The sequence below is a fragment of the Vreelandella malpeensis genome, from assembly GCF_020622355.1.
Classification (GTDB): domain Bacteria; phylum Pseudomonadota; class Gammaproteobacteria; order Pseudomonadales; family Halomonadaceae; genus Vreelandella; species Vreelandella malpeensis.
The window spans coordinates 156,813-173,387 of the sequence record NZ_WHVL01000003.1 but is presented as its reverse complement, the minus strand read 5'-3'; the positions used below and the strand labels follow the sequence as shown (position 1 = coordinate 173,387).

At 59.5% G+C, this 16,575-nt stretch carries 14 protein-coding genes, 1 tRNA gene and 1 pseudogene; 9 read left to right on the top strand and 7 right to left on the bottom strand.

Features of this window, described 5'->3' with window-relative positions; all coding sequences use genetic code 11:
• The first annotated feature begins 66 nt into the window (after nucleotides 1–66).
• Together GEV37_RS09040 and GEV37_RS09035 are read left to right on the top strand one after the other, a co-directional pair.
• Nucleotides 67–1,128 carry a substrate-binding domain-containing protein gene (locus tag GEV37_RS09040; protein WP_227389913.1) on the top strand — a complete coding sequence of 354 codons (1,062 nt, stop codon included), beginning with the start codon at nucleotides 67–69 and terminating at the stop codon, nucleotides 1,126–1,128.
• A gap of 39 nt (nucleotides 1,129–1,167) precedes the next feature.
• Nucleotides 1,168–1,263 (top strand): annotated as a pseudogene (locus tag GEV37_RS09035) (hypothetical protein); the annotation flags it as partial.
• A gap of 51 nt (nucleotides 1,264–1,314) precedes the next feature.
• Here GEV37_RS09035 and GEV37_RS09030 read toward each other — a convergent pair.
• From GEV37_RS09030 to GEV37_RS09020, 3 genes are read right to left on the bottom strand one after another with little or no spacing between them, the layout of a single operon-like run.
• Nucleotides 1,315–2,577: a TRAP transporter large permease gene (locus GEV37_RS09030; protein ID WP_227389912.1), complete on the bottom strand. Its 1,263-nt coding sequence runs from the start codon at nucleotides 2,575–2,577 to the stop codon at nucleotides 1,315–1,317.
• A complete protein-coding gene (locus GEV37_RS09025) occupies nucleotides 2,574–3,101 on the bottom strand; it encodes a TRAP transporter small permease (RefSeq protein WP_227390129.1) in 528 nt (175 codons plus the stop codon). Before GEV37_RS09025 ends, GEV37_RS09030 begins: the two co-directional genes overlap by 4 nt.
• A gap of 12 nt (nucleotides 3,102–3,113) precedes the next feature.
• Nucleotides 3,114–4,115, bottom strand: a complete 1,002-nt coding sequence (locus GEV37_RS09020; RefSeq protein ID WP_386111437.1) for a TRAP transporter substrate-binding protein — start codon at nucleotides 4,113–4,115, stop codon at nucleotides 3,114–3,116.
• Between the two features lie 333 nt (nucleotides 4,116–4,448).
• Between GEV37_RS09020 and GEV37_RS09015 the strand changes: the two genes are divergently transcribed.
• Nucleotides 4,449–5,834: an FAD-binding oxidoreductase gene (locus tag GEV37_RS09015; protein WP_227389911.1), complete on the top strand. Its 1,386-nt coding sequence runs from the start codon at nucleotides 4,449–4,451 to the stop codon at nucleotides 5,832–5,834.
• Nucleotides 5,835–5,952: 118 nt separating this feature from the next.
• Here the strand turns inward: GEV37_RS09015 and GEV37_RS09010 are convergent, their stop codons facing one another.
• Entirely contained in the window at nucleotides 5,953–6,696 is a 744-nt protein-coding gene (locus GEV37_RS09010) for an NYN domain-containing protein (protein WP_227389910.1), read from the bottom strand.
• Between the two features lie 94 nt (nucleotides 6,697–6,790).
• Entirely contained in the window at nucleotides 6,791–7,786 is a 996-nt protein-coding gene (locus tag GEV37_RS09005) for a TRAP transporter substrate-binding protein (RefSeq protein WP_227389909.1), read from the bottom strand.
• Nucleotides 7,787–7,926: 140 nt separating this feature from the next.
• Here GEV37_RS09005 and GEV37_RS09000 point away from each other — a divergent pair.
• From GEV37_RS09000 to hxsA, 5 genes are all read left to right on the top strand, one after another.
• A tRNA-Arg gene (locus GEV37_RS09000) sits at nucleotides 7,927–8,003 on the top strand.
• 327 nt (nucleotides 8,004–8,330) lie between these two features.
• Nucleotides 8,331–8,624, top strand: a complete 294-nt coding sequence (gene hxsD / locus GEV37_RS08995; RefSeq protein WP_227389908.1) for a His-Xaa-Ser system protein HxsD — start codon at nucleotides 8,331–8,333, stop codon at nucleotides 8,622–8,624.
• Nucleotides 8,621–10,117 carry a His-Xaa-Ser system radical SAM maturase HxsB gene (gene hxsB / locus GEV37_RS08990; protein ID WP_227389907.1) on the top strand — a complete coding sequence of 499 codons (1,497 nt, stop codon included), beginning with the start codon at nucleotides 8,621–8,623 and terminating at the stop codon, nucleotides 10,115–10,117. Before hxsD ends, hxsB begins: the two co-directional genes overlap by 4 nt.
• A gap of 3 nt (nucleotides 10,118–10,120) precedes the next feature.
• Complete coding sequence (gene hxsC, locus GEV37_RS08985; protein WP_227389906.1) at nucleotides 10,121–11,347, top strand: His-Xaa-Ser system radical SAM maturase HxsC; 1,227 nt, start codon at nucleotides 10,121–10,123, stop codon at nucleotides 11,345–11,347.
• Complete coding sequence (hxsA, locus tag GEV37_RS08980) at nucleotides 11,344–11,976, top strand: His-Xaa-Ser repeat protein HxsA (RefSeq protein WP_227389905.1); 633 nt, start codon at nucleotides 11,344–11,346, stop codon at nucleotides 11,974–11,976. Before hxsC ends, hxsA begins: the two co-directional genes overlap by 4 nt.
• A gap of 25 nt (nucleotides 11,977–12,001) precedes the next feature.
• On the opposite strand, the gene GEV37_RS08975 is transcribed toward hxsA, so the two are convergent.
• Both GEV37_RS08975 and GEV37_RS08970 read right to left on the bottom strand, forming a co-directional pair.
• Nucleotides 12,002–12,922 carry a YihY/virulence factor BrkB family protein gene (locus GEV37_RS08975; RefSeq protein ID WP_227389904.1) on the bottom strand — a complete coding sequence of 307 codons (921 nt, stop codon included), beginning with the start codon at nucleotides 12,920–12,922 and terminating at the stop codon, nucleotides 12,002–12,004.
• 138 nt (nucleotides 12,923–13,060) lie between these two features.
• Complete coding sequence (locus tag GEV37_RS08970) at nucleotides 13,061–15,610, bottom strand: bifunctional diguanylate cyclase/phosphodiesterase (protein WP_227389903.1); 2,550 nt, start codon at nucleotides 15,608–15,610, stop codon at nucleotides 13,061–13,063.
• 275 nt (nucleotides 15,611–15,885) lie between these two features.
• Here GEV37_RS08970 and GEV37_RS08965 point away from each other — a divergent pair, with 275 nt between their 5' ends.
• Nucleotides 15,886–16,371 carry a PepSY domain-containing protein gene (locus GEV37_RS08965; protein ID WP_227389902.1) on the top strand — a complete coding sequence of 162 codons (486 nt, stop codon included), beginning with the start codon at nucleotides 15,886–15,888 and terminating at the stop codon, nucleotides 16,369–16,371.
• The last annotated feature ends 204 nt before the right edge of the window (nucleotides 16,372–16,575 follow it).

Below are 16,575 nucleotides of genomic sequence, written 5' to 3'. Positions count from 1 at the left end.
CGTGCACCACGGTTAATGTCACGCTAGCATCAAGCCTATAACGACAAAATATGAAAGATGCTGCCAATGAAGAAAATCACCGTGCTTCCCTCCTGGTGCTTTCGCGACGATGCGGGCAATCAGCTGGATTTACAGCTCCTTCGCCTGCTGGGCGCGGTTCATCGACGAGGCAAGTTGACCCAGGCCGCCGAGGACGTGGGTATCTCATATCGGCATGCGTGGAGCGTATTGCGCCAAGGCAACGCGTTTTTCGGCGTGGCGCTGGTCGAACTTCAGCGCGGTCGCGGCGCGCAGCTAACGCCGCTGGGTGACAAGCTTCTATGGGCGGAGCAGCGCGCCGTGGCACGGCTGGGGCCGCAGCTCGAAAGCCTCGGCTCGGAGCTCAATCTCGCCATCGCGCGCGAGCAGCAGGGGGCGGTGTCGGTGCTGCGCCTGTACGCAAGCCACGGCTTCGCCGTCGAGCTTCTGCCCAAGCACCTGACGGCGCTGCCGCTGGATCTGCAGTACTGCAGTCCTCACGAGTCGCTCGCCGCACTCGATCGCGGCAGCTGCGACGTGGCGGGCTTTCATCTGCCGCGCGGCGCGGTGGGCGAGCACATTCGTGCGAGCTACCACGAGCGCTTGAACCCCCGCGAGCATCGGGTGATTGGCTTCATCACCCGCACTCAGGGGCTGATGGTGGCCCCAAACAATCCGCTCGGCATCGAGGGCGTGGCATCGCTTGCGCTTGAGGGCGTGCGCTTCGTCAATCGCCAGGCGTCGTCCGGCACGCGTTCGCTGCTCGATGGTCTTCTGAACGAGGCGGGCGTGGCGAGCACCGCCATTCGCGGTTTTGAAGTCGAGGAGTTCACCCACTCCGCCGTGGCCGCTTACGTGGCCGCCGGCATGGCGGATGTCGGGTTCGGCGTGCAGGCCGGCGCCGAGAAGTTCGGCCTCGATTTCATTGCGCTTGCCACCGAGGACTACCTGCTTGCCTGCCGCCATCAAGCCTTGAAGGAGTCGCGGCTGCAGGCGTTTCTCGACGTTCTGGGGAGTGACGCTTTTCAGCAGGCGGTGCAGACGCTGCCCGGCTATCGGCTGAGCCGGTGTGGCGAGGTGATGACGGTGGAAGAGGTGCTGGCACCATGAGAGAGCGATTTTCGAGCACGTTGAAGAACCGGTTTCGTCAGCATCTCGCACTTTCGCAGCTGTTTTCACCAGCTCTTCGACATCACGCCGAGGCAGTTTCGCAAGGCCTACCAGCAGGAGGGTCACGCCGATTGAGGTCGCGTGAACGAAAAGGGAGCCCCTGGGGGCTCCCTCGTGGCAGGCGCTTCAGCGCCCCGACCAGCCCATGAAGATGGGCACGTAGACCACCAGCAGCAGCACGCCGATCAGCCCCAGCATATACGGCACGATCGCCCGGGTGATGCGCTCCAGCGGCAGCTGGGTGACCGACGAGGCCACGTACAGGTTGATCGCTACCGGCGGAGTGATCATGCCGATCGAAAGCCCCACCACGATGATCAGGCCGAAGTGGATCGGATCGATCCCGAGCTGCAGCACCAGCGGCAGGAGCACCGGCGTCAGGATGATCAGGGCACTGGCGGTTTCGATGAATACACCGGTGAGCAGGATCACCGCGACCACCAGGAGCATCACCACCAGCGGGTCGGTCGAGAGCGACAGCACCGATTGCGCGATGGCACCGGGCACCTGCCAGCTCGACAGCGTCCAGCTCAGCACCGCCGACATGGCGATCACCAGCATGATCACCGCTGTGGTCATCGCCGAGCGCAGCAAGAGCCGATACACCTGGGGCAGCGTCAGGTCGCGATAGACGAACAGCGACACCAATAGCGCGTAGTTCACCGCCACCACCGCCGCCTCCGAGGGCGTGAAAATGCCGGTGAAGATGCCGCCGAGAATGATGATTGGCGTCATCAGCCCCCAGCTCGCCGCCTTGAAGGTGCGCCAGATGGTGGCGGGCGACAACGGCGTGCCCTTGGGGTACTGGCGCTTGTAGGCCTGCACGAGAGCGATCGCCATCAGCCCGAGGCCCATGGCGAGCCCGGGCAGAAAGCCGTTCAGAAACAGCTTCGAGACCGACTGCTGGGCGATCACCGCGTAGATGATCATCGGCACCGACGGCGGGATGACCACGCCGATGGTGCCGCTCGCGGCGATCAGGCTCGCCGCCGAAGCGGGATCGTAGCCCTTGCGCTTGAGCTCCGGCACGAGACTCGACCCCACTGCGGCGGTGGTGGCCGCCCCCGAGCCCGAGATCGCGGCGAAGAACATCCCTGCCATGACCGAGACGATCGAAAGCCCGCCGCGCAGAAAGCCCACCAGCGAGTCGGCGAAGCTCACCAGCCGCTCGCTGACCCGGCCCTGGGCCATCAGGTCGCCGGCCAGGATGAACATTGGAATCGCTACCAGCGCAAAGGAGTTGATGCCCTGGAACATCTGCTGGGTGACCACCATCAGCGGCACGCCGCCCTGATACAGCGCGTAGAGCGAGCTTGCGCCGATGGCGAAGGCGATCGGCACGCCCAACAGCATGAGCAAGAAGAACAACCCGAAGAGAAGAAGCGTCATGGTGTCTGTTCCCCCATCGGCTTGCGCGGCTCGCCTTCCAGCACGATCTCGAAAAGATCCACCAGCGCGTACCAGGCCATGATCGCCGCGCTGATCGGCATCACCGCGTAGACGTAGGACATCGGCACGCGCAGCGACGCGGATTTCTGGAAGCTCTGCACCTGCATGTAGCGGTAGCCGATCACGATCAGCGTGATCAGAAAGGCAATCACCGCCAGCACGGCGAGCGCCCGGGCAAGGCGCCGGACGCGTGCCGGCAGGGCATCGACGGCGAAGGTGACGGCGATGTGGTGGCCACGCTGAAACGCCAGCGTGCCGGCCAGAAAGGTGATCCAGATCAGCAGGAAACGAGCGAGCTCCTCGGTCCAGCCCGCGGCGGTGAAGAACACTCTGGAAACGATCTGCAGCGTGATCACCGCGATCAGCGCGGCCATACCGAGAAACACCACGGGTTTGAGCACGGCGTCCAGGCCTCGCTCGACGCCGCGCAGCAGGGAGACGACAGGGGCGAGTGACGAGTTCATCGACATGACGGCCTACTCGAGCGCCTGCTGGATACGCGGCAGGTAGTCGCCGAACTGATCGCCGTAGCGCTCATACACCGGCGCGACGGCAGAGCGGAAGGCGTCGAGGTCCGGCGAATCGACGATCTGCATGCCGGCATCGGCCAGTGCTTGGAGCTGCTCGGCTTCGGTGGCGGCGTTCTGCTCGCGGGCGTAGGCGGACGCCTCGACGGCGGCCTCCTGCACCAGTGCCTGGACCTCGTCGGGCAGCGCGTTCCACTTGGGCAGGCTCATCACGAACAGCGCCGGCGCGTAGATGTGGCGCGTCATGGTGAGGTAGTCCTGCGTCTCGGCCAGATTGAAGGCGTAGATGGCGTTGATCGGGTTCTCCTGGCCGTCGATGGTGCCTTGCTGGAGCGCCGTCAGCGTTTCCGTCCAGGCCATGGGCACGGCGTTGGCGCCCAGGGTGCGGAAGGTATCCACGTAGACCTCGTTCTCGATCACGCGCAGGCGCAGCCCGTCGAGATCCGACGGCTCGCTGATCGGGTTGCGGCTGTTGGTGATGTTGCGAAAGCCGCGCTCGGCGAAGGCCAGACCCTTGAGGTTGACCCCTTCGAGCTTGTCGAGTATCTCCTGGCCGATCTCGCCGTCGAGCACCTGGTACGCGGACTCGGCGTCGGGGAACAGGAACGGCAGTTCGAACACCGAGAACTCGTCGACGAAGTTGGCCACCGGCCCGTTGGTGATCACGCCCATGTCGACGGTGCCGATCTGCATGCCCTCGAGCAGGGTGCGCTCGTCACCCAGGCTCGCGTTGGGGAAGATCTCGACGCTCACCGCGCCGTCGCTGCGCTCGGCGAGGATCTCCTGAAAGCGCGTGGCGGCGATGTGGTAGGTATCGTCGCTGTTGACCACGTGGGCCAGGCGCAGCGAAGTCTGGGGCGTGTCGGCACTGGCGGCGGTGCCCAGGCCGAGAAGGCCGGCGGTGGCGAAGGCGAGCGCAAGATGTCGGGCGCGAGAACGGGGCTCGAGCAGCGAAAGGCGAGAATTCACGTGATCTCCTTGGGTGTGCAGGCGTTGTCAGAGTGGTGCTGTTTTATAAGAGTGGCTGCATTATATAGATATCGGCGCGTGAGCTTCACTCTATCGGTTTTATCTACCGATGCCTCGTGGGCCAGGACGTCCTTAGCCGAAAGAATGATGGCGCTTGAGCGCGACCGGCGTAGGCGGTAGCCTGCATGGCCGCCAGGCACCGCGTTCGGGGTGGCGCCGATCGTCGCATCACTTTATATTCGAAACGACTAAATTAAAAATTGGGCGGGCCACCGCGCAGGGCCCGCTCGACAGGTAAAGAGACAGGTAGCGATCATGAACACGTTGATGGACGAGCTTGAAAACATCGTCGGCAAGAACGGCGTTTTGCTGGGTGAGGACGTCGCTCAAAGAAGCGTCGACTGGTTTACCAAGGCCCCCTGCGAGGCCATGGCGATCATTCGTCCGCAAAGCACCGAGCAGCTCAGCCAGGTGATGGCCGCCTGCCACGCCGCCAAGCAGCCGGTGGTGACCCACGGGGGCCTGACCGGCGTGGTACACGGCGCGGTCGCCAGCCCCAACGAACTCGTGGTCTCGCTGGAGCTGATGAACCGCATCGAGGAGGTCGACGCGACGGGCTCGACCATGCAGGTGCAGGCAGGCGTGACCCTGCAGCGGGTCCAGGAAGCCGCCGAGGAGATCGATCTGCAGTTCCCGCTCGATCTCGGCGCGCGCGGCTCCTGCACCATCGGCGGCAACATCGCCACCAACGCCGGCGGCATCCGCGTGATTCGCTACGGCATGATGCGCCAGCAGGTGCTGGGGCTCGAGGCGGTCTTGAGCGACGGCACCGTGGTCAGCTCGATGAACACCATGCTCAAGAACAACGCCGGCTTCGATCTCAAGCAGCTCTTCATCGGCAGCGAAGGCACGCTCGGTATCGTCACCCGCGCGGTGCTGCGTCTGGCGCCCAAGATGCCCAGCGAGCAGACCGCGCTGGTCGCGGTTCCCTCCTTCGATGCCCTGACGAGGCTCTTGCAGCTCGCCTCCAAGGAGCTCGCCAATAGCTTGAGCGCCTTCGAGGCGCTGTGGAACAACCACTACGCGCTGATGACCAGTGCCGCCACCAAGCACGCCGAGATACTCGCCGGCGACTCGCCCTTCTACGCCATCATCGAGACCCTGGGCGCCAACGAGGCGCAGGACGCCGAGGCCTTCGCCGCGATGCTCGAGAAGGCGCTGGAAGAGGAGCTGATCACCGACGCGGTACTGGCGAACTCCAGTACCCAGCGCCAGGGCATCTGGGACATTCGCGAGGATATCGAGACGCTGGTCTACGCGCTGAACCCGATGTTCTCCTTCGACATCAGCCTGCCGATCGTCCACATGGACGAATACGTCACCACCCTCGAGGAGAAGCTCAAGGCGAAGTGGCCAGAGACCGGTCAGATGGTGGTGTTCGGCCACCTGGGCGACGGTAACCTGCACATCATGATCACCGTGCGCGACCCGAGCCCGCACAGCCGTCACGAGGTCGAGGAGCAGGTGTACGGTACGCTTTCGACCTACCGCGGCTCGATCTCCGCCGAGCACGGCGTGGGCCTTGAAAAGCGCGACTACCTGAGCCTGTCGCGCAGCCCGGAAGAGATCGCGCTGATGAAGCGCATGAAGCTGGCGCTGGACCCCAAGGGGCTCTTGAACCCGGGCAAGGTGTTAAGCTGAGCGATCTTCGAAACGTAGAAACGACGAGGCCACCGAGAGGTGGTCTCGTCGTTTTTGACCCATCAATAAGAAACTCGTATATCCAGACCAAACGGTTGCATGGCAGATGTTGAAACAATTACCAGTAATCGGGTTTGTCGGCAGGTTTCTTTCGAGTATGGACTCGGTTGGGGAACTGGTTTGACATCAACTCATTGTTTGAAATATAGCGACGAACCCAGTCGGCGTTGTTTCTAAGGGACCCCGGTGGCGTTCGCTCAATGCCCTGGCGGTGGGGCAAGATGATGCCAATACGTAATTGGGGAAAGTCATCCCGAATAGCCTCCAGTGCTGGCGCCATATCTGTATCACCGGATACAAGCACCAGTTGTTCAATCGGGGGTTCCGAGGTGGTTCTCCAATACTGCTTTGCCGCCAGACGATACATGGCAATGCCGATACGCACATCGGTTTCTTTTTCTTCCAGATGCCATATGTCGACTTGATCCTGGCGTGAGGCAGGAGTCCCCCGAGAGACAAAGCGAGGCGCCTTTCGATGGTCTAGCCGGTGACGACCCCAGTGCACGATGACATCGCGTGCTTTCAGCGCACGGATGTATACATCCTGAGCCTGCTTTGAAAGTAGCCCTCTTGTGGCCAGGGTCGGCTGAACGGGAGAGGTGAAGTAATGTACCTCAACTAGGTGGCTAGCAGGATCGTTTTCGTGCGTGATCGCTTCAAGTAGTCCCGGCAAGTCAAGCCACTTGTAGGGTGTGCCGGCCAACAAGCCGTAAAAGAGGTTGTACCCATCGATGAAAAAGGCGGTTCGCACAAGCTGAATCCTTTGAAACGAAAAAACCGGCGCATCGGCCGGTTTTTTCACCCTGACTGCCAGCGAATTGAATCGCTGCGTACAGGGTTGAGTCGTAGAGCCATTCTTGCCTATACGAGACACGGCGTCAATGGGCAACGCAACCTTACTGGCCGATCGCCTCGCGAATGCGCGGCAGGTAGTCGCCGAAGCGCTCGCCGTACTGCTCGTAGATCGGCTCGACGGCGGCCTGGAAGGCCTCGAGGTCCGGTGATGCGTTGATCTGCATGCCTGACTCCTCGAGGGAGGCGAGCTGCTCGGCTTCCATGTCGGCGTTGAGCGCTCGCTCGTACTCCGCGGCTTCCTGGGCGGCCTCTTCCAGTACCGTTTGAGCGGCTTCCGGCAGCTGGCTCCAGGCGGGCAGGCCCATCACGAAGAGCGCCGGCGCGTAGGTATGGCGCGACAGCGTCATGTAGTTCTGCGTCTCCTCCAGGTTGAAGGAGTAGACCACGTTCACCGGGTTCTCCTGACCGTCGATGGTGCCCTGCTGCATGGCGGTGAGCGCCTCGGTCCAGGCCATCGGCACCGCGTTGGCGCCCAGCGCCCGGAAGGTATCGGTGTAGACCGGGTTCTCCATCACGCGAATGCGAAGCCCGTCCATGTCCTCGGGCGTGTTCACCGCGCGTTCGCTGTTGGTCAGGTTGCGAAAGCCGCGCTCGGCATAGGCCAGGCCCTTCAGGTTCACATCGCCCAGTTTGTCCAGAAGCTCCTGGCCGATCTCGCCGTCCAGCACGCGGTAGGCGGCCTCGGGGGAGGGGAAGAGAAACGGCAGCTCGAACACCGCCATCTCCTCGACGAAGTTGGCCACCGGGCCGTTGGTGATCACGCCCATGTCCACGGTGCCGATCTGCATGCCCTCGAGCAGCGTACGCTCGTCACCCAGGCTCGCGTTGGGGTAGATCTCAATCGCGACCTTGCCGCCCGTGCGCTCCTCTACCAGCTCCTCGAACTTGGTGGCGGCCATGTGGAAACCGTCCTGCTCGTTGACCACGTGGGCCAGGCGCAGCGTGATCGGGTCCATGTCGTCGAAATCGTTGGCGTTGGCGGTGCTCGCCGCCAGTGAAACCGCCAGGGTCAGTGTGCTCAGCGTGAAGATTTTCATTTTTTATGAGGTTCCGAAAACAGAAATGCGACAGTGCCCGTCGAGCATGCCCCAGCCCGGGGAAGCCGGTCAATCGCTCACGTCACGGCGCGTGCACGGCTGGACAGCGCTCGCCCACACAGGTACGATACGCCCCCTACGCGCCCATAGCTCAGCTGGATAGAGTACTGCCCTCCGAAGGCAGGGGTCGCAGGTTCGAATCCTGCTGGGCGCGCCAGAATATATGGAAAGGGCCTGCGAGAAATCGCAGGCCCTTTCTTGTAATTTCAATAGATTGATTTATTAACCAGCCAGTCTAATTTAATTATTATTAATATTTGGGTTCCTGGCAACATCTTTGCCAATTAGCAGCTTGCTCGTGACAGACGTAAATGCATACATCTTATGTTAGAGTCTGTCAATCAATAGGTATGCCAAATGGTGTCAGGCCCATACTGTGAAATAAGCATAAAGTATGCTATCTCAAAGTAAGATATAGGTAGCGAAAAATGCCTGCCCAGTGCAATATTCGAGCTTATTAGCAGTCAATGGACGGAATTGGCAAATGCTTTGGTCATCAACAGTGGCTATTGATACAACGATCTACCCCTTACAGGTGGCTCAAAAGGCTTCCTATGCTTTAGCAAATACGCTATCGATTCTTATTCAAACGAACGATACAGGTTTAAATCTTTTAGTGACTCCAGCGGATCCCGCCGCTGCACCTTCAGAAGCCGCAGCGCGCACCTTGGTGATCAGAACGCTCAATGATTTTGCCTTGCGTGAGCAGGTGCACAAAGAAACATCCGGCATTCGTGAATTACTGGCTCGTACCGCGCTTAAGGAATCACTTGCTTGAGCGCCGCACGTCAGTTGATTACCAAGGAATCAGGCTATCAACTTTTACCTTTCCGCTTCATGCGCTTAGATAGTAATCAGCATGACAACATTTTGATTACCGCCGAGACAGGTGAATACTTTTTTTTAACTGAAGCTCAGTTAAATCAGCTTGTCTATAAGCAGATTGATCGTCATGGAGATTTGTACCGTAACTTACTTGCGCGTCACTTTATCTATGAGCCTGGCGTACATGATCCGTTACCAGAAATGGCTGCGCAATATCGTAGCCGCAAGGGCTTTTTATTTGGTGGCCCCGCACTACATATTTTTGTTGTCACGCTACGTTGTAATCATACCTGCCAGTATTGCCAAGTCTCACGCGCCCCCCTAGGTGACGCTCGCCACGATATGTCCGCCGAGCATGCTGCCTTGGCTGTGGAACGTTTATTTGAATCGCCGTCACCGGTATTGACGGTAGAGTTTCAGGGCGGTGAGCCACTTCTGGCTTTTGATCGCATTCGGCAGGTGATTGAGGCTGTTCGACAACGCAATGAAACCGAGCAGCGCAATATCCAGTTTGTCATCAGTAGTACTCTGCACCCGTTGAACGAGGAAATGCTCGACTTCGCTGAGGAGCATGATGTGCATTTTTCGACATCCTTGGATGGCCCGGCTTTTTTGCATAATACTAACCGACCAACACCCACTAGAGACTCTTACGAGCGTACTCTTGAAGGTATCCGCAGAGTGAGGGAAAGGCTTGGCGATGATAAAGTCTCAGCACTTACTACGCTGACTGCGAAAAGCCTACAACATCCTGAAGCGATTATTGATGAGTATGTGGCTCAAGGCTTTAACAGCATATCGCTACGCCCATTGAGTCCCTATGGTTTCGCTAAAAAGTCAGCGTTGCGGTTAGACTATTCGGTAAACGACTACATCGAGTTCTATAAAAAAGCACTCACCTACCTTATCGACGTAAATGCTCAGGGAGCTTATCTTTCAGAAGGTTATGCTTCGCTACTACTGACGAATATGCTGACCCCCTTTTCAACAGGTTATGTAGACCTTCGCTCTCCCGCTGGTGCTGGAGTAGGCGTACTGGTGTACAATTACGATGGTAGCGTCTATCCCTCGGACGAAGCGCGGATGCTGCTGGAAATGGGAGAAGATGGACTTCGTCTAGGTGATGTCAGTCAGCCGCTTAACGAGCTACTCGCTTCTTCAGTCATGGATTTAATTCTTTCAGCGGGTGTTGCAGAGGCACTGCCGGGATGCGCGGATTGTGCATTGGTTCCTTACTGTGGCGCCGACCCCATAGAGCATTACGCTCGACAGGGTGATCCCGTAGGCCATCGCGCATTGAGTGCATTTTGCCAACGAAATATGAATCTGCTAACCCATCTTTTCGGTTTGCTGCGTGGGAGCAATGAACAGTCTCAGCGTGTTCTACTATCTTGGATATCGCGCCGCTCTTTAGCTGATCTCCCGTCTGCCGGATATCGAGGGTGAGGTATGCTAAGACTTGATACTCAGTTTGAGGTTCATAATCTACGTAACACTAAATTATTTAAGGTAGTCACGCTTTCCGAGTTCATAGAGAAAGGAATGGCTACCTGCGCGGGAGTGGCACATTTTGATGACTTGATGCTTTGGGTAGATAACGTTTCAGACGCCATTCATCAACTGCTGTCTTTACCGGTGGGAGGCTTACTTTTTGCCACAAGCTTATCACCAATGAATGCATTCTCGGGTACTCAGCTTTTCAGTCCCAAGGACCCTCGTGTAGTTCAGCCAGGAGACGTCATTGTCGTATCGACTGGGTCGCCAGTCGTGCGAGTACTGTATCGCCGAGGATCCAACAGTAACCTCTTGTTCATGACTGACCGTTGTAACAGTCTTTGCTTGATGTGCTCGCAACCGCCGAAGAACATTGATGATGCTTGGCATGTAGAAGAGAACCTTCGTGTAATGGATCTAATTGACCCGGGCGAAGAGCAGTTGGGTATTAGTGGTGGGGAGCCAACGCTTTATCGTGAAGGGCTACTGGAAATTCTACGAAAAGCCAAAAAACAATTGCCAGAAAAATCTCTGCATCTTCTCAGTAATGGCAGGCTATTAAATGATTCAACATGGATTGAGGATTTAAGAAGGGTTGATCATCCGCAACTGACCTGGGGCGTACCATTGTATGCCGATAATGCCTATGACCATGATCATGTCGTGCAAGCGCCTGGCGCCTTCAGCGAGACGATACAAGGTATTTACAACCTTGCCAGAGCGAATCAGCGAATCGAGATTCGTGTGGTGTTGAGCCGCCTGACGACCCGCCGATTGCCTGAACTTGCTCATTTCATCTTTAGAAATATGCCTTTTGTCGAGCATGTCGCGCTTATGGGAATAGAAAATATGGGGTTGGCAAAGAAGCACTACGAAGAACTTTGGATTGATCCTATGGATTACCAAGAGGAGCTGGGCCAGGCGGCACACTTTCTGAACGCAAGAGGTATGAATGTGTCTGTATATAATCTGCCGCTTTGTGTTTTAAAGCCGTCGCTTTTGTCCTTTTACCGTCAAAGCATTTCTGATTGGAAGAATCTGTTTATCGACACATGTCAAAGCTGTGCGGGCGTGGAGCGCTGTGCTGGCTTCTTCAAGTCTCATACGGTTCGTTGGCAGAGTCGTGGGATACGTTCAATAACGACAGAAGAGCTTGCTGAATACACAAGGAGAGCCTCGTGAAATTGTTGACTCGTTGGAAGCTATTGCTGGGCCAGACCATGGCGCTTATTCCTATGACCGGGGCGCCATTTGCCTATGCTGGGATAGAGGCGCTAGAGGGATTTGACTGGGCGGAAGAGGCGGGAGATGAGCCTCCCGTATTCAGAAATACGCTCAACGCTGAGGATGCGGTGAATATGTATGCAGCGCATCGTTCGCACCGCTCCCATAGCTCGCACCGATCACACAGTTCTCACCGTTCCCATTACAGTGGATCGAGTGGTTATAGCGCACCTAGATCTACTTATACACCTCCAGCTACCCGGTCTATACCAAATACAACTAATAACAGTATTGACTCAAATCGAAGCACTAGTGAAGGTTCTAATCTAAATGATGGTTCCTCACCTTCTTTAAGCTCTTCTAATGTAGCGCCTCGAAGGGCGCCTAATAGTGATGATCTTGCTCAGCTCATTATGCGTGTGCAAACGGCATTAATGATCCAGGGATATTACAAGGGAGTGTTGGATGGGATAATGGGCAATCAAACTCAAGGGGCACTGAGATTGTTTCAATCTGATTCGGGAATAGAGGTTAATGGTCGGATGGATACACCAACACTGAATGCGCTGGGTATCGTAGTTCCCTGAGACTTGAGCTTGTGTACGCACCTCTTCACTCCACCCGACTGATCGGCGCCCGATCCGGGGCCACGTACCAGACGAGCCCCAGCCGCGAGTTGCGCTCGAGCTCGGCGATTACCTGAGCGCCGAGCAGCAAAATGATCGCGCCGATCTCGAGGCTGAGCAGCACGATGATGAGGGCGGCGAGCGAGCCGTAGATGGCGTTGACGAAAGAAAGGTGCGTGAAGTAGTAGACCAGCAGCAGACGCACGGCTTCCCACAAGAGCGCGGCGACGAAGCCGCCGACGATGGCCCGGTGCAGGGCGATCCGGACCACCGGCAGCACCTTGTAGATGGCGCTGAACAGCAGGAACACGCCGAGAAAGCTCGCCAGGTTGAGCACCGAGCCGGAGAGACCCGCCAGCGGCAGTTCCTGGGCAAAAAGCGCCAGCGCCAGGGCGTTGAGCGAGCTTGCCAGGGTGACCACGAGGGTGAGGGCGGTGAGCCCGGCGCCCAGCACCAGCATGAAGGCGTAGGGCAGCAGCATCGAGATCCACAGCCGCCGCCTTGGCGTCTCGGAGGTATGGAAGATCAGCGCCAGCGCATCCTCGAGCATGCGAAAGGCGAAGGAGCTCAGCAGCAGCAGGATGGGCAGGCTAAGTATGCCGATCACGTCGCGGGAGTCGAGGAGTCCGCGCACTGCGTCCATCACTACCTCGGCATGCGCCGGGGCGAGATGGCGCGCTTGGACCGCCAGCACCTCGAGCAGATGCTGCTCGTCGACCACGCGGGTCAGCATCACCGCCAGCAGGGCGAACAGTGGCACCACGGAAAGCAGGATGTTGTAGCCCACCCCGCCGGCCAGCAGGATGCCGCGGTTGTGCAGAAAGTGATTGATCACTCGCCAGGCAAAGGCGGCCAGCCGTGGCAGCAGTAGCAAAAGGGCGCTGAACAGGGTGCGATTGCGAGCCATGGGTGCCACGTTCCTTGTGCGCCTGGGTGAGGGTGTCGAGCCGCGCCGCGCTTCTCGAGCATCGATCATCACAGCTTACCTTGTTTCACCACCGAAGGCGCCGGTTCGGCGCAACGCGCATGGTCTGGCCGAGTCGTATCAGCCAGGGAATGGGTCCTCGAGCAGCCTGGTGAAGTGCGCCGGCGACATCGGACGCGCCAGATAAAACCCCTGCGCCTGATCGCAGGTCAGCTCGATCAGCCGGTCGAGCTGTTCGGCGGTCTCGATCCCTTCCGCCGTGACCGTCAGGGAGAGCGCGTGGCCCATGCTGATGATGGCATCCACGATGGCCTGGCTGCTTTGCGACTGTTCCATCTCCATGATGAAGCTGCGATCGATCTTGAGCCCGTCGAAAGGATAGCGGCGCAGGTAACCGAGCGACGAGTAGCCGGTGCCAAAATCGTCCATCGACAGGCGCACGCCCAAGGCCTTGAGCCGGTGCATCATTCTCAGCGCCGACACCGCATCCTCGAGCATGACGTTCTCGGTAATCTCGAGTTCCAGCCGGTGCGCCGCCAGGCCAGTCTCCTTCAGCGCGTTCTGGACACGCTCGACCAGGTCGGCGCGCTGGAACTCCACGGCGGACAGGTTCACCGAGACGATCAGCGCGTCGTCCCAGGCGAGGGCGTGGCGGCACGCCGCGCGCAGTACCCAGTCGCTGAGCTCGAAAATGAGGCCGGTATCCTCGGCCAGCACGATGAAGCTGGCCGGGCTCAGCAGGTCGCGGCTCGGATGCGCCCAGCGCACCAGCGCTTCGGCGCCCAGCACTTTCCTGGACCGTGCATCGAAGCGGGGCTGGAAGAAGACGCGGAACTCATCCTGGTGTAGCGCCTGGCGCAGGTCCATCTCGAGCTGGCGCCGGGTCATGATGCGCTCGTTCATGGTCGGTTCGTAGAGGTTGAACCGATTGCGTTCGCCGGCCTTGGCTTCATGAAGCGCGATATCCGCGTAGCGCAGCAGCTCCCCGGCGACTCGACCATGCTCGGGAGCGATGGCGACGCCGATGCTGGCACCGACGTTGACGTCGATGTCACCGACGCGAATCGGGCGATTGATCTGCTCGATCAGGCGTTGGCAGAAGCGCTCGGCGCTCTTTACGGTACGACAGCCGGTGGTCACGATGACGAATTCGTCGCCGCCCGGCCGGGCGATGAAATCGCTCTCTCGGGTACAGCGGCTGATGGCGTTGGCCACCTCCTTGAGGACGGTGTCGCCGGCCAGGTGCCCGAAGGTATCATTGATCGGCTTGAAACGGTCGAGATCGAGGGCGAGCAGAAAGAGCGGCTGCTCGGCGCTGACGTACTCGTCCAGGCGATGGCCGAGGTAATGGTGGAGATGGTGGCGGTTCGCAAGCCCGGTCAGGGCGTCGTGGTGGCTGATGTGCTCGATGTGTGCGCGAGCCTCGATCTCCGGGGTGATGTCGCAAACGGTGCCCTGGTAGCCTTGCAGGCGGCCGCCCTCGCGCACCTCGCAGGCAAAGAGCTGGCAGTGGCGAAGATGTCCGTGGTGGTCGCGCATGCGGCAGTCGACCGGCTTGCGTCCCGGAACGTCGTCATCGCTGGCCGTGGCCGTGAGTCTGGCGGCGTCGTGATCGAGCAGCTCGCTCAAGGGGCGGCCGATCCAGTCGCTGCGCGAAAGGCCGGTGAGGATGGTGAATCGTTCGGAGAGAAAGGTCAGCGTTTGTCGCGCATCGGTTTCCCAGATCCAGTCCGAGGTGGCCTCCGAGATGTTCTTGAACCGCTGCTCGCTGATGCGCAGCGCCTGCTGCGCCCGCTCGGTGGTCTCGCCGGCGCGCTGGACGCGGCGACGCAGGATCAGGACCAGTACGGCGACCAGCGCCCCCAGCACTGCCAGCATCGGCAGGAACTTGATCAAAATCGCGCGCCCCAGCGCTTCGCTTTGCCACTGCAAGGTGATGCCGTCGCCAATGCTCTTGCTGAGCGTAAGCGCCGGCGAGGCGACGTCGAGCGCGACCCCGGGTCGGGCGGTCAATCCCGGCAGGTTGAAGTCCGTGGCGATACGGGCAAGCTCGGCCGGGGTCAACACGTCGACGAACAGCAGGTAAGAGAGCTGGTCGAACTGCTGGTCCGTGCTCTGCTCGCGGATGACGGCGGCGTAGGTGATGGCGGCGGCGCCGTCGACGGAAAAGTAGCCGGAAGCGATGTCATCCTTCACCGAGGCCTCGCGGGCGCGGGCGAGCAGGGTGGGAATATAGCCCTGCAGCCAGTCGCTCGCCCTCACGTCGTCCAGGGCGCCGTCGATCAGGGTATAGCGGGTCGCGCCCGTGGGGCCCAGGACGAAGACGCCCTCCAGACCATAGGTCGCGTACAGGGAGGGGCCGAGGTTGTCGCGCTCGAAGGCCCAGATGTGATCGATAACGCCGAGCGTGGCGCGATAGGCTTCGAGCCAGAACGCGTAGTCCGTCAGCGCCGTGCCGGTCTTGTCCTCCCGGCTCTCCAGCGCCTGGGCCGCGTAAGCCTCGCTTTGGCGTACCTGGTGCGCGTCCATCGTCAGGCTCAAGTGAACCAGCGTGCCTCCCGCCACCAGAAACAAGGCGCAAATGACCGCAATGAAAATGCGCGACGCTCCGCGTGCCGTCATGGCGTACTGACGGACGTCACCGGATGTTGTCGAGGTGGGGTCGGCCATAGAGCAGTGACTCACCTGGCAAGGGGAAGGGCTCGTCGCGCCATATCGACCGGTGAGGCGCGTTCTTGAATTCAGGATAGGCCTTGAAGCCAGGATAGGCGAAGCTTGCCGCCGGCATCGCACAGTCACAGCGTCGCGCCCAAGGTGAACGCAACATGAACGCCGCCATCACGCTGGTGAAAGGTGGCGCCGGATAGAGTGATCCTCGATGGAGGAAGTCGCCCGGTACAGCGGCGCTCCACCTGCGGAGTCACTCATTGAAAAGGATGATCACCATGAAAAAGACATCAATCGCACTCGCTATCACCGCCGCCGCCGCACTGGGTCTCAGCCAAGGCGCCATGGCCGACCGCAACGACTACCAGGAAGCGCTCGACCAGACGGCGTTCGCCAACCTGATCGAGCAATCCGCGAGCGCAGGCGTGGCTTCGTTCCGTGAGCTTCAGGTCGATGAGGAGCGCGGCACGCTGGAGTTCGAGGTCGAGGGGTGGGACGCCGAAGGCCAGCAGATCGAAATGACGCTAAACGGTGAAAGTGGCGAAGTGCTTCGCCAGTCGGCTCACGCCACTCAGGTCGCACCTTGGGGACTCGACGCCGAGCAGCTCGCGAGTCTTCTGGATCGCGCAAGCCAGGACGGCTTCGACCGCTTCGAGGATATCGACCTCGACGAGGATGGTTCGGTCGAGATCAGTGGTTTCGACGCCGACCAGCGCGAAATGGAGCGCAGCTACGGCATCGACGAGTTCAACGGCGGCCAGTAATTCCGCCAGGTTCCCTCATTCAGCGCCCTGCGATCAGCTCGCGGGGCGCTGTCGTTTTCTGATCGGCCAACACGATGGTCGGGGAGTGAATTCATTGCTCCAGAGTGAGTGATTGCATACGAAAGCTGCCCAGATGTTGAACAAAACTTTAAAATCTAACCGATTTGACGTCAGGTGGAAGCCTTTAACTGCCATTGAAAACAA